The 13,670-nt window shown below is 38.4% G+C and carries 9 protein-coding genes and 1 pseudogene; 4 read left to right on the top strand and 6 right to left on the bottom strand.

The genetic code is table 11. The features are described from left to right. The first annotated feature begins 648 nt into the window (after window positions 1-648). Window positions 649-1,808, top strand: a pseudogene (locus ES765_RS10890) (IS3 family transposase). A gap of 224 nt (window positions 1,809-2,032) precedes the next feature. Here ES765_RS10890 and ES765_RS10885 read toward each other — a convergent pair. Then, entirely contained in the window at window positions 2,033-2,908 is an 876-nt protein-coding gene (locus ES765_RS10885) for a hypothetical protein (protein WP_138114177.1), read from the bottom strand. Between the two features lie 134 nt (window positions 2,909-3,042). Between ES765_RS10885 and ES765_RS10880 the strand changes: the two genes are divergently transcribed. Further along, window positions 3,043-4,443 (top strand): ADP-ribosylglycohydrolase family protein, encoded by a 1,401-nt coding sequence (locus ES765_RS10880; protein ID WP_212744233.1) that lies wholly within the window; start codon window positions 3,043-3,045, stop codon window positions 4,441-4,443. A gap of 53 nt (window positions 4,444-4,496) precedes the next feature. On the opposite strand, the gene ES765_RS10875 is transcribed toward ES765_RS10880, so the two are convergent. Next, window positions 4,497-5,165 (bottom strand): outer membrane beta-barrel protein, encoded by a 669-nt coding sequence (locus ES765_RS10875; RefSeq protein ID WP_138114174.1) that lies wholly within the window; start codon window positions 5,163-5,165, stop codon window positions 4,497-4,499. Window positions 5,166-5,339: 174 nt separating this feature from the next. Here ES765_RS10875 and dinB point away from each other — a divergent pair, with 174 nt between their 5' ends. Further along, on the top strand, window positions 5,340-6,554 hold the full coding sequence (gene dinB, locus ES765_RS10870) for a DNA polymerase IV (RefSeq protein WP_138114171.1): 1,215 nt from the start codon (window positions 5,340-5,342) through the stop codon (window positions 6,552-6,554). 318 nt (window positions 6,555-6,872) lie between these two features. Continuing rightward, complete coding sequence (locus tag ES765_RS10865; RefSeq protein WP_138114168.1) at window positions 6,873-9,881, top strand: DNA polymerase III subunit alpha; 3,009 nt, start codon at window positions 6,873-6,875, stop codon at window positions 9,879-9,881. A gap of 27 nt (window positions 9,882-9,908) precedes the next feature. On the opposite strand, the gene ES765_RS21745 is transcribed toward ES765_RS10865, so the two are convergent. From ES765_RS21745 to ES765_RS21740, 4 genes are all read right to left on the bottom strand, one after another. After that, window positions 9,909-10,046 carry a hypothetical protein gene (locus tag ES765_RS21745; protein WP_171017284.1) on the bottom strand — a complete coding sequence of 46 codons (138 nt, stop codon included), beginning with the start codon at window positions 10,044-10,046 and terminating at the stop codon, window positions 9,909-9,911. Between the two features lie 134 nt (window positions 10,047-10,180). After that, the gene (locus tag ES765_RS10860; protein ID WP_138114165.1) at window positions 10,181-11,812 is read right to left on the bottom strand and encodes a carboxylesterase/lipase family protein; all 1,632 of its coding nucleotides are present in this window, start codon (window positions 11,810-11,812) and stop codon (window positions 10,181-10,183) included. Between the two features lie 438 nt (window positions 11,813-12,250). Beyond that, complete coding sequence (locus tag ES765_RS10855; protein WP_138114162.1) at window positions 12,251-13,402, bottom strand: alpha-hydroxy acid oxidase; 1,152 nt, start codon at window positions 13,400-13,402, stop codon at window positions 12,251-12,253. 9 nt (window positions 13,403-13,411) lie between these two features. Further along, a complete protein-coding gene (locus tag ES765_RS21740; RefSeq protein ID WP_171017283.1) occupies window positions 13,412-13,549 on the bottom strand; it encodes a hypothetical protein in 138 nt (45 codons plus the stop codon). Between the last annotated feature and the right edge of the window lie 121 nt (window positions 13,550-13,670).

Raw genomic sequence — 13,670 nt, 5'->3', positions numbered from 1 at the left:
TATAGGAAATTAAGAATCAAAAAAGTAAAATTTTATTGAACTATAAATTTTTCCCCAAGGTTATCGTTTGGGAACAAATCTGGTTAGAAGTATTGGTCTTGAACGGAGAATAATAGCTCCTACTATAATTTGAAGTTATTGGATCTTTTTTTTGAACTCAATTATTTTAAATATTTTGACTTTAGATTACAACATGAGCACATTTACCTTAAAAAGGACATTTTATTTTTACTTGATTAGGCTACTCCTCAGCTTCCGGAACTATTCCTAGAAGAACACTACTGGGGATATATCTTTTTACAAAAATGATTTTGAGAACATTTGGAAGAAACATAAATATAGAACTTGATAGGATTACTTGTGAAATTATAAAGTCAGATCGAATTTGATTGTAACGGCACTAAGTCAGAGAAAAATAAGAGTGTATTTTCTAAGTTCAAGTCATAAGTGCAACACGAATATTTAAAACAGATGGGGCTAGCCCCATCTGTTTTAGGCTCAATATTTATATTCGTCTTGCATGAAAAATTATAAACAACTTAGCCTTGCTCAAAGGTATCAAATTCAGTCCCTACTCAAAGTGGACTTACTATATTTAACTGGACTTAGAGTTAAGAGCGTGTTAGCTGTTTAAATTAACTTTGAAAAATGTCAAGAGAAAAAAGAAATTACACCTTTGATTTTAAGGAAAAAGCTATGGAACTCAGTTACGCACGTGGTAGCGTTATTGAGATATGCAGGGAGCTGGATATACCTACATCAGTATTGAGCCGCTGGCGCAGGGAATCGGGAGCCTATGGCAAGAACAGTTTTCCGAGTAAGGGGAACGTGAGATTGCCGAGTTGAGGAAAAGAATGAGGGATGCCGAACTGGAACGTGATATTCTAAAAAAGGCGATAGCTATCTTCTCCTAGAGCGACAGGAAAAATATAAGTTCATAAAACACCATAAATTAAAATTTTCAGCTTCAGAAGATGTGCATAATGTACAAGTTAAGTAAAAGCAGTTATTATCATTGGTTAGGCAGGGAACCATCCAAAAGATGGTTGGAAAACCAAACGATATTGTCGGTCATACGGGATGTTTTCAAGGATAGTTTCGGGAGTTATGGGGCACCAAGAATCAAAGAGGAACTCTCGAAAAAGGGATATCGTGTTTCCAGACCACGAGTTGCCAAGATAATGAGGGCCAATAATCTGTTCGCCAGAAGAAAGCGTAAGTTCAGGATTACAACGGACAGCGGGCACAACTATCCGTTGGTCCGAAATATTTTGAACCAGAACTTTACGGTCTTTAGAAAGAATCAGGTTTGGGTGTCCGATATTACCTATATAGAGACTAAACAGGGATGGATGTATCTGACCGTGATTATCAATCTGTTCCATAGAAAGGTCGTAGGGTGGTCGATGGGCGAAACCTTAAATACAAGTGACACTATAATCTCTGCTTGGAATATGGCCGTTAAGTCCAATAATATAACAAAAGAACTCATATTTCATTCCGATAGGGGGTCTCAATATGCCGGTCACAGATTTACCAATATCCTAAAAAGTTATGATGGAACGGTAAAGCAAAGTATGAGCAGAAAAGGAAATTGTTGGGACAATGCGGTGGCAGAATCATTTTTTAAGAGCTTAAAGGTAGAATGGGTATACAAACATGATTATGATCTTAGGTCCAATGCGGAGCTATCTATTTTCCAATGGATAGAAACTTGGTACAACAGAAGAAGAATGCACTCTACATTGGGCTATAAAACCATAGAAGAATTTGAAAACGAAATGTACAATCAACAAATAGCAGCATGACTCTTATCTAATTGTCCACTTTTTTAGGATTCTTTAATGAAAACAATATCAGAAATAAACAAGTATCAATAAGCTTAAATCAAAATGTGGTGTAAACGATATGCCTTAACGAACAAGTACGGTAATTACTTTTTTGAATGATGAAGTTAGGGGTATAACTTTGACAAAGGAATCATTACTTTTCAAGAAGTAGCTTAATTGAATATAGAGCCGTCTAATTTGTGTTACCTAACACTGATCAACACGGCCTCACAACTTTTAAGGTCTGAATTAAGGATGATATTTTCTGCCTTTTTACCATCTGAAATCTCCAACGAAACGGTGTTCGGAGGTGAATTTCCTAAATTGTGAGCGTAAAGGAATAGGTCATTAGATTTTTTCGGGTCTAATTTTAAGTTAAATTCTTTTTTAAAATAAGTCAAATAGTATTTCGATACTACAGAAATTCCGTTCAGGTAAATGGAGACGATATCCCCATCTTGCCTACCATGATCCCAGATTTTTATAATTATATTTTCAGAATCGAATTCAATTTTTTTGGTGTACGATATTTTTCTTCCTTCAAAAGACTCCCTTAAAATCGGTTTGCTTTTTGCTTGCAATTCTTGAGGTTTTATGATAGCTACTTGTTTCTTGTTACTTGATTTTTTTTGATTTACAGTAGGGTTGGCATTTGCTAACTGCTGCTTTTTCTTTCGCTCATCAGATGCTGCATTGGTAATGGTAAAGAATGAAGTAACCTTTTTAGCAATTTTAAATTTATTGTCTGGGAACAATTCTATGGCCACTACTTGATATCGATTACCCGAGCCGATGTTTTTAGCGAGTTCAATATCATCTTCAATACCATCATTTTTAAAAGTCCCTAATTCTTGAACCACCATTTCATTACGCACCAGAAAAAAGCGAATAGTTTTACTTGTATCAATATTCACAGTGTTCCATTCCATTGTAACCCTATCTAGAATATTCCACACTGTACCTGCATCGGGTTTGGCAAGGTTTATTACAGAATTAGGAGTATCCGAATTATCCTGCCCGAAAGAAGTTGCCGTAAAAAGGCCTAAAAGCCACAAAATTAAAAAATGGTTTTGACGCATATTTAGAGTCTTGTTTCAAAGATAGTGTTAAACCTGTAGATGGTAAATACTTGAGTACATCCCATTTTATTGGTTGACCAATACAGCCAAACTACATTATTTACCTAGTTTTAGTGATAATAAAAATAAATACTATGATCCTATTTTTTAATGAAGATTTAAAAGGTAAGGTTGTCAAGAGGCTTTTTGTATTTCTAATGATAATCCACACTGTTTCGTGTAAGAATAAAATAGATTCGACTGCGCAAATTAAACAGGAAGTGGTAAAAGATTCATTGTTAGACTATAACAGCTATCAACCAAAAAATACAGATTTTGAAATCTCAAGGCCAGAATACAAGAATAAATTATACGGCTTTTGGTTAGGCCAATGTATTGCCAATTGGACGGGATTAGTTACTGAAATGGATAAAATCGGGATTCCCAATAGTGAAGGTAAAGGGGAAGGATTTTATACTAGGGATGATTGGGAAAAAGCAGACCAGCCTAATTTATGGGATTCAAATAACTATTCTAAGACAATTGATTTTTTATATGCCGAGGAAGACAGTATTTGGGGTGCGGATGATGATACGGATATTGAATATATGTATCAGGAGTTGCTCTATGAGAACAAAACCTCAATCTTAACAGGTGAAATGATTAGGTCCGGATGGCTGAAGCATATTAAAAAAGAAGAAGAGAACTATTTGTGGGTATCTAATCAACAGGCGCTCGATTTAATGGAGGAAGGTATGCTGCCGCCAGAAACGGGATTACCTGAAAACAACCCACATTATGAAATGATTGATGCCCAATTGACCACTGAAATTTTTGGTTTTTTTGCCCCAACACGACCAGATGTGGCCCTAAAAATGTCACATTTGCCCATACAGACCGTTGCTAGGCAAAATGCGGAATGGATTTCTAACTTTAATGTGGTTATGTATGCTCTGGCGCCTTCGGCTGATAAGAACAAAGCTACTAAAGAGAACCTTAATTGGATGACTACCGAAGCCCGAAAACAATTGCCCAATGATTCATACTCAGCTAAAATGTTCGATTTTGTAAAAGCCAAATATAAAACTGGTGTTACTTGGGAAGAAGCTCGCGATGCCCTACATGAGAAATATCAAATTCGCCAAGAAGATGGGTATTTATGGGCAACCAAAGATGAGGCATGTAATGGTTGTTTTGCGGCGGGTATTAATTTCGGGGCCAGTATTGTTAGTTTATTGTATGGTGAGGGCGATTTAAAGGAAACCATAAAAATCGGAGCACTCTGTGGGTGGGATTCTGATAACCCTACCGCAACTTGGGGTGGGTTGTTAGGTTTTATGCTGGGTAAAGATGGGGTGGAAAAAGCTTTTGATAGAACATTTGCTGATAAATTTAATATTCACCGGACTAGAATCGGCTTTCCCAACAATGGTATAGACGATTTTGAACATATGGCAGAAAAGGGAATCTATATCATCGACAGGGTAGTGCAGGAAGAACTTGGTGGTGGGGTAGATTTAAAGAAAGATGTATGGTATGTGCCACAAATAAAATAGAATTATAAAATCCCTGTCATCTACATAGTGGTAACAGGGGTTTTCAATTTCTGCTAAAAATAATAAGCGATACCGAAGAATAGGTCTGATACCAACGCTACACTAAAATTAGTACTTTTTGAATAGCTGTCTCTGTCTTCCTCAGGTTTTCTATCGCCAAACGAATAGCTCAATGAGCCAATAGTAGATTCAATGGCCAATTTTTTGTTCAAGAAATAGGTGATACCAGGGCGTATGCCGATGAATACATTGTTTCCTTTTACGTCATTATTGCTATCCTCCCCGTTTTGATTGCTTGTATTCCAAAATCTACTATAGCCTGCCTCTGCTTGTAAGTATAACGAAAGTTGTTTTCCGATGCCCTTATAGCCACGAATGTAGGGAGTCAAACCAATCGACTGATTTTTGTTTGTATAACGATTATCGGTATCGAATCCAGTATTGGAATTTTCACCTTTCTGATTTCCGTACTCTAAGCCGACCCCAATTACGATATCATTTTTAAGGGCGTATCCAAAAGAAGGGGCTAGTACTAAGTAATGCGATGAGTTTTCAGAGACATTTTGTAATTGATTATAATTGGATTTGTTTCCTTCAAAAGAGAGCGAAGCGTTGCCCGTAAGGTTCCAGGTACCCTTTTCAATGACCAGTATTTCTGATGGCTCTTGGGCCGATAAAAAAGAGAATGTCAGCAATGCTACAATAGGTAAAAATGTTTTCATAAATATATTTTTTTAGTTTAAAATCCAGCTAATGTAGATTAAAAGAGGATTGAAATTTTAGGCGAATTACTAAATATTTGTGAACATTATTAGAATGTTAAATATTGGATTATATCCAATAATATGGAATAAATCCAATAATTTAGCTATCCCGAATTTTTTAGAGGGATAGTTATGAGCAAGACCATACTTCATATTGATTTGGATACATTTTATGTGTCCGTTGAGCGACTTAATAATCGTGAGTTGCAGAATAGGCCTTTGTTGGTGGGTGGTACGGGTGATCGAGGTGTGGTAGCGGCCTGCAGTTATGAAACCCGTGGGTTTGGTGTACATTCTGGTATACCCATGAAAATGGCCCGTGAATTGTGTCCCGAAGCTTTAGTAATACGAGGTAATGCAGGTGAGTATAGCAAACATTCTGATGTGGTGACGGAAATCATCAAGGAGTATGTGCCCGTGTTCGAAAAATCTAGTATTGACGAGTTCTATGCAGACCTTTCTGGTATGGACCGCTTTTTTGGTTGTTATCAGTATGCCTCTGAGATGCGCAAGAAAATCATCAAAGAAACCGGACTCCCCATTTCTTTTGGACTATCTGCAAACAAGGTGGTTTCTAAAGTAGCTACCAATGAAGCTAAACCAAATAACCAGTTGAAAATAGATGAAGGACTGGAGAAGCCTTTTCTAGCACCACTGTCTATAAAGAAGATTCCCATGGTGGGTGATAAAACCTATCAGACCTTGCGAAATCTAGGCTTAAGGCAGGTACGCAGCGTACAAGAAATGCCTATGGAAGTAATGCAACGGGTATTGGGCACCAACGGGGGTGTTATTTGGAAAAGGGCGAACGGTATAGACAATACACCCGTGATTCCGTTTTGTGAGCGAAAATCGATTTCAACTGAGCGTACTTTTGATAAGGATACGATAGATGTAAATAGGTTGAGGGGCATCCTCATCGCTATGACTGAAAACTTAGCCTACCAATTAAGGCGTGGTGAGAAGCTTACGGCCTGTATTTCGGTTAAAATCAGGTATTCAGATTTTAACACCTATTCAAAACAATTACGCATTCCGTATACCAGTGCAGATCATATTCTTATTCCCAAGATTTTAGATTTATTCAAGATCTTGTATAACCGTAGGTTGTTGGTACGGTTGATAGGCATACGTTTTAGTCATTTAGTTACTGGCAATTACCAAATTAATCTTTTCGATGATACGGAAGAAATTCTAAGCCTTTATGATGCCATGGACACCATTCGTAAACGCTATGGGGATAAAAGTGTGCTACGGGCATCGGGCATGGGAGCCAAAACGATTGGGAGAATGCATAATCCTTTTAATGGATTACCGCCTGTGGTCTTGGCGCACCGGAAGCTTTAGTTGATGGGTGTTGGTTGTCAGTTGTTAGTAGTCAATAGTTGGTGAAAATAACACGTCTTCGTGAGGCGGCACGACGAAGTAATCTGTAGAATTGAGGTTACAATAGTAATCTTTTGTTACTCATTGGATAGATTGCTTCGGCGAAAAGTCCTCGCAATGATGGTTTGTGTTTTCTGTTTGGTCGAGCGCAGTCGAGACCTGCTCTTATTTTTTTAGAGACAAGGGTTAAGAAAACAGTGAATATAAAAGAGATAAGAGAGCACACTGCGTGCAGCTCGAAGCGCAAAGCGCAAAAAAAGAACAACTAACAACCAAATCGTGTACCTAAACTGCCATACATATTATAGCCTTCGTTACGGGACCTTCTCGGAGCTGGAGCTCTTGCAATTGGCAAAGGAGCATCAGGTAACGCAATTGGTATTGACGGATATCAACAATACATCTGCCTGCTTGAATTTTGTGCGTAAGGCATCTGAATATGATATTCGACCTATTTTGGGCATCGATTTTAGAAACGGCGTGGAACCTTGTTTTGTGGGGATTGCCAAGAATAATGAAGGGTTCCTGGAGCTGAATAATTTTTTATCGGAACACATCCATCAGGAAAATAAAATTCCTGAAATAGCTCCAAAATTTGAACATGCATATGTAATTTATCCTTTTGAAAAAGTCCTTCAGCATGAAAAGAAAAATTTTGCAGAAAATGAGTTTATAGGAGTTTCTGTTAATGAATTGAAGCGCCTCCGCTTTTCAAAATTATTGGAACAACGAGACAAAATAGTATTGTTACAGCCTGTAACCTTTAGGAACAAACGCGATTTTAATGCGCACCGATTGCTACGTGCCATCGATAATAACACGTTGCTGAGTATGTTATCTGTAACGGACCAGGCGAGAGATGATGAAAATATGTATTCGATTTCCAATTTGGCAGCGCATTTTTTCGAACACAGTTTTATTCTGGAGAATACTCAACGGTTGATGGATTCGTGCTCCATTCATTTCGATTTTTCCGAAGGTCGAAAACCACAGAACCTAAGCACATATCTAGGGAATAAGGAGGAAGATGAGGTTTTTTTGGAAAATTTATGTCAGGAAGGTTTACCACGTCGCTATTCAGAATTGAATCAACCAATTTTAGATCGTTTGGCAAAAGAACTGTATCTCATTAAAAAAATGGATTTTGTCTCTTATTTTCTTATCAATTGGGACATCATTTCCCATGCACGCAAACAAAACTTTTTTTACGTGGGGCGGGGAAGTGGTGCCAATAGTATTGTTGCCTACCTGCTTTTTATTACCGATGTAGACCCAATGGAACTCGACCTCTATTTTGAGCGTTTTATTAACCTATACCGTGTAAATCCGCCCGATTTTGATATTGATTTTTCTCATCGAGATAGGCCTGTAATGACAGAATATATTTTTAACCGCTTTAAGAATGTAGCACTACTAGGAACCTATGTAACTTTTCAAACACGAGGTGTCATACGTGAGCTTGGTAAAGTATTCGGTCTTCCCAAAGATGAAATAGATATGCTGTGCGACGGTAATTTTCAGGCGAGTCGGCTAGACAACATATCGACCCTAGTGCTAAAATACATGCAATTACTTCATGGCATGCCAAATTACTTGAGTATCCATGCGGGTGGAATTTTGATTACGGAGAAACCTATTCATTGGTTTTCGGCCACCAATATGCCTCCAAAAGGATTTCCAACGACCCAATTCGATATGGTTATTGCGGAAGATGTAGGATTGTACAAATTCGATATTCTTGCTCAGAGGGGACTATCTAAAATAAAGGAGACCTTGGATATCTTGGAGCGTGACCGTCCAGAAGAATTTGCCAAGTTTGATATTCACGATATCAAGGCCTTTAAAAAAGACCCCAAAATTAATAACATGGTAAAAGCGGCACAGTGCATGGGCTGTTTTTATGTCGAATCGCCCGCTATGCGTATGTTGTTGAAAAAGTTGGAAGTGGATACGTACTTGGGCTTGGTGGCGGCGAGTTCTATCATTCGCCCTGGAGTTTCTAAAAGTGGCATGATGCGGGAGTATATTTTACGCCACAGAAACAAGGGTAGGGCAGAGGAATTAGCGCACCCAGTTATGCTACAGATTATGCCAGAGACTTATGGCGTTATGGTTTACCAAGAAGATGTAATCAAGGTAGCCCACCATTTTGCGGATTTGGATTTGGGTGAAGCCGATGTGCTGAGGCGGGGTATGAGCGGTAAATTTCGTTCGCGGGAAGAGTTCCAAAAAGTGCAGGACAAGTTTATGGATAACTGCCGTAAAAAGGGATATGCGGAAAAGCTCATTAAGGAAATTTGGGACCAAGTGGCTAGTTTTGCGGGTTATGCTTTTGCCAAAGGACACTCCGCTTCTTATGCTGTGGAAAGCTATCAGAGTTTATTTTTGCGTGCCTATTATCCGTTGGAATATATGGTGGCGGTTCTCAATAATGGTGGCGGATTTTACCGCCCTGAATTCTATGTGCATGAAGCCCGTATGTTGGGTGCTACCATACATCCGCCATGCGTAAACAAAAGCAATGCAGGGAACCGTATTTATGGTAAAGAGCTGTATTTGGGACTGGGTTATTTACGTGAACTGGAGCAGCGTGTTATGGAGCGTATTTTAAAGGAGCGGCATATCAATGGAAATTTTGTTTCTCTAGAAGATTTTCTTGATCGGTTGATGATTTCCATAGAACAGGTAAGCATTTTAATTAGGATTGATGCCTTTCGGTTTACGGATGTCAATACACACGAACTGTTATGGAAGGCACATTTATTTTTGAATAAAACAAAAAAGATAGACCACCCGAAACTGTTTGCACCACGGCAACAACATTTTGAAATTCCGTCATTATACAGCACCAATTTAGAGATCGCTTTTACGCAATTAGAACTGCTGGGTTTTTCGCTATGTAGTCCTTTTGAGCTTTTAGCTGAACCTCTCAAGAATAGTACGGGTAGTAAAGATTTAGAAAGGTACCTAAACAGGAATATTGATGTCTACGGGTATTTAATCACCGTAAAGCGCACCAAGACGCATACAGGAAAATTGATGTTTTTTGCTACGTTGATAGACCAACAGGGGCAGGTTTTTGACACGGTATTGTTTCCGCCGGTAGCCGCTAAGTATATGTTTAGGGGAAGAGGTATTTATCGATTTTATGGGAAGGTGGTAAGTGAATTCGGGTTTTTGAGTATAGAGGTCATCAAATTACAAAAACAAGATTTTGTACAAGACCCTAGGTATGCAGATATGAAAACTAGCACCAAGGTTTTTGACCAAAGGAAAACCAATAGGTAAAAAAAATAGGTTAGGAAATTAAGCTGTCTAAAATGCTTCTAGTACATATCCAAATATCCAGTACAGTAAGATAAATACAAAAACAGTTCCTATACAGCCACACTTGCCGCCTCCAATTTTTTTTGCGCCATACCAGGCACCAATAATTTGAATTAATTTTTTCATGAGAACAATTTACATGTTTCCATGGGTACTATTAAAACAAAATGTAACTCAAAAACTTAATTATACAGTTTACTTTTTCTTCTGGAAGCTAATCCCAACAACATATTTAGAGGCACACCGTAGTGTATGATTCGTTATTTGTTTTTGTAATATTTGTCCAAAAACTCATAGCGAGTATCATTTTGGGCTTCTATCAATTTGCTTTCCGTATCGATTACCATCACAGCAGGGGTGGTGTCTTTTGGGGCAGCGGCTTTCCAATTTGGTAAGCCCTCCCCATTTGGGTTTCCGGTTTTAATGAAGTTAGCAAAATAGGTCATCATGTCTTTAGAAACCTTAAAGTCATCTGCAGTCCAAGCATAGTCTTTTACCAAATGGAGGTTACCCATGCAGTATTCAATTTCGCAAGCGTGGGGTGCTCCAACAGCTTTAGGTATTGGTGTTGTGTCAGGCCCTTTTTCAATCGTTCCACCCGCTAAACCTGACGCTAAAGTATTGTTGACAAGAGGTGGTCTTAATTTGCTGTATAAATAACGGTAGACAGATTGGTTACTATTTTTTCTATGAAGATCGAACCATTTCCAAGTACTATACGCTATAAATCGGTCAGAAGACAAAGCAATAGCAGATAGTTCAATTTCTTTTTCTGAACCATGTGGATATAATTCTAATACCTTGACATGTTCTTTAGGATAGGCTTCTTTTACCTTGGTTATATAATTTTCTTCTGTGTAAGGGCCTTGTGTAAATGCTAAACCTGAGATTTCTGCAGAATTCCACCCAAGTAACAAAGGAACCATCGCCTGCTCTTTGTTCTCGAAGATTTCAGGAAGGGTTTTCGGTAAAAAATAACCATCTAAGACGGTAGGGAAACGGATTTTTTTTGATTCGTTGTATAATTCATATACCTCTCTTGTGCTCAATTTACGTAATTCAGCAAGTGTAGGATATCCTATGCTTTTAGCAAACTCCAATCCTGTTTTTTCAGCTTCTTTTAAAGAAACCGGTGACATGGTAGGATTGATAGCAGCGCCGCTTTCGCCTATGGCGCCAGCGATTATATTTTTTGATAAGGGCGAAGCCATTTGTTGACTTGTACCAATGGATCCAGCAGATTCACCAGCGATAGTAACCTTGTTCGGGTTTCCGCCAAAGGCAGTAATATTTTTATTCACCCACTTTAGCGCCGCATTTTGGTCTAATAAACCATAATTTCCAGATGCTTTATAGTAAGCCTCTTCACTCAATTCTGGATGTGCTAAAAAACCAAAAATGTTTAGGCGATAATTAGTTGTAACCACCACAATGCCTTCTTTGGCCATACGCTCACCATCATAACGTGGTTCTGATGCATCACCGGCAACGTTACCTCCACCGAAGAAGTAAACAAGTACAGGTAGATCCCGAGTATCCCTTTTCGCCGGAGTCCAAACATTTAAATAAAGACAATCTTCACTAACCCCATTAGATCTAGAATTCATATCCCCAAAAACGATGGTCTGCATTGGTCTTGGTCCAAATGACTTAGTTTCTTTTATACCCTCCCAATCTCCCAAAGGTTGAGGCGCTTTCCATCTAAGTTCGCCGACCGGTGGTTGGGCAAAGGGAATACCAAAATAGCGTTGAATTCCTGTATGGGTATCATAATTACCTTCTATGGTACCGTTTTCAATTTTTACTTGGACTGGAAAAGAGTTGGTCTCTTGTGCTATGATACAATTGTAGGATAGGAAAAGGGCGAATAGTAGAATTTGGAAGTTTTTCATTTTGAATTTTTTTATATTGTCTCAATATGTAACAGTAATACATTTATTATTTTAAAAATTTGACAGTCGGCTAATGAATAGCCCTAGAATAATTCAAGTTTTTAAAATTAGAATTGTTGAAAATAGAATGGACAGTTACCTGTGTTATTTAATTTTTCATAAGAGTAAAAATCTTTTTTAATTAATGTAACCTTCCTGTAGAATAGTTGCTCAAGACCAAGAATAAAACACTACAAAACAACCATGCTGGTAAGGTCACAAAAGAAAGGAACACACCGATCTTAACCAATATGAAATGGAAAATTCCGAAGCTGAGACCCCAATTGACAGTACTAATTATATAAACCTAAATAATAAGGCGAGATACCAAAATCGCACCCGCCCATTCTCCCATTAGTTTTTCTATGTGGTTATTTCAGTTCCTAGCAGGGGTTGGTTTTAAGAGGTTATCAGGTGTTTTGGTAAATCCTCAACACGTTCACAGCAAAGCTGGTCCATTACCTGTTTAAATTGTGTCTTTAGCATGCCAATGGTATGGTCTCCACCTTTGTTTCCTAAGGCTGCGGTACCATAAACAAAAGAACGTCCCATAAAGGTGAATTTTGCTCCACTGGCCATGGCACGGGCAATATCCGGACCGGAACGTAGGCCGCTGTCCATCATAATTTCTATTTGGTCGCTATATTTAGCTGTGATTTCCTGTAGTGAGTTTATGGTAGATTGTGCTGCATCTAACTGTCTACCGCCATGATTGGATACAATGATACCGTCAAAACCCATACGTATTGCATCTTGGGTGTCTTGTTCAGAGGCGACTCCTTTTAAAACTAATTTTCCTTTCCATCTATCGCGAATCGGCTTTATTTTTTCTTCGTTCAGTCGACCAGAAAAAGTCTTATCCATAAAAGCACCCAATTGACGAAGGTTAAGACCTTCTGGGGTATATGGTTTTAAGGTTTCAAAGGTAGGTTGGCCATATTTTAATGTGTTGTAGGCCCAAGATGGTTTTCCTAAAATTTGAAGGATATTGGAAATGGTCATTTTAGGAGGTAATGCCAATCCGTTTCTAAAATCCCTCGGACGGTATCCAAAAGTGGGTACATCACAAAGTAACACCAGAACGGGGCAACCAGCCGCTTCGGCTCGGTCAATAATACTATCACGAATGGCATCGTCTACCGGGTTATACAATTGAAACCAAGCATTACCTTCCGTAAGTTCACTTGCTTTTTCAATATCCATGGTCGTAACCGTACTCAGTATAAAAGGAACATTGTGATTGAACGCGGCTTTTGCTAGAATGGCTGGCGTATTGGGCCACATTAAGCCTTGTAGTCCAACAGGGGCAATACCAAAGGGCGCATCGAATTCCATACCCATCACCTTTGTTTTTATGGAACTGGTCCCGTAATTTCTTAGGTATCTAGGTTGTAGCTGTATTTTTCGTATTTCCGATGTATTTCTGTTAATGCTGACATCTTCATTACAACCGCCATCCAAATATTCAAATGCGAATTTGGGTATTCTTGACTTAGCCTTTGTTCTTAAATCATCTACTGAAGGATAATCTGAATTGAAACTCATCGCCATAACTACTACTTATTTTAAAATGAATGGTACGTACTTTTTTACAGCGTAATTTTTACCAAGGAATGTAGATTCCAATACTACATTAGAAATAACAATAGCGGCTTCTAACGCAGACCCCAAAGAAGAATCTGTTGTGCTAAGTTTCATAGTTCCCATATAGTGCGAAAGTAACTGAATATACCGATATCGCCATACCACCATCAGTATATACCACTTTAGAATATAACTTAGGGGTTGATATCAAAGCAGTCAGGTTATTTTCAATACG

The organism is Maribacter sp. ACAM166, from assembly GCF_005771495.1.
GTDB lineage: Bacteria > Bacteroidota > Bacteroidia > Flavobacteriales > Flavobacteriaceae > Maribacter.
This window is presented reverse-complemented; position numbering and strand designations above follow the sequence as displayed.

What these genes read in the sequence shown, in the direction of transcription:
- ES765_RS10855 (WP_138114162.1), bottom strand. Translation starts at nt 13,402, where the DNA reads ATGGCGATGAGTTTCAATTCAGATTATCCTTCAGTAGATGATTTAAGA.
- ES765_RS10885 (WP_138114177.1), bottom strand. Translation starts at nt 2,908, where the DNA reads ATGCGTCAAAACCATTTTTTAATTTTGTGGCTTTTAGGCCTTTTTACG.
- ES765_RS10880 (WP_212744233.1), top strand. Translation starts at nt 3,043, where the DNA reads ATGATCCTATTTTTTAATGAAGATTTAAAAGGTAAGGTTGTCAAGAGG.
- ES765_RS21740 (WP_171017283.1), bottom strand. Translation starts at nt 13,549, where the DNA reads ATGAAACTTAGCACAACAGATTCTTCTTTGGGGTCTGCGTTAGAAGCC.
- ES765_RS21745 (WP_171017284.1), bottom strand. Translation starts at nt 10,046, where the DNA reads ATGAAAAAATTAATTCAAATTATTGGTGCCTGGTATGGCGCAAAAAAA.
- dinB (WP_138114171.1), top strand. Translation starts at nt 5,340, where the DNA reads ATGAGCAAGACCATACTTCATATTGATTTGGATACATTTTATGTGTCC.
- ES765_RS10860 (WP_138114165.1), bottom strand. Translation starts at nt 11,812, where the DNA reads ATGAAAAACTTCCAAATTCTACTATTCGCCCTTTTCCTATCCTACAAT.
- ES765_RS10875 (WP_138114174.1), bottom strand. Translation starts at nt 5,165, where the DNA reads ATGAAAACATTTTTACCTATTGTAGCATTGCTGACATTCTCTTTTTTA.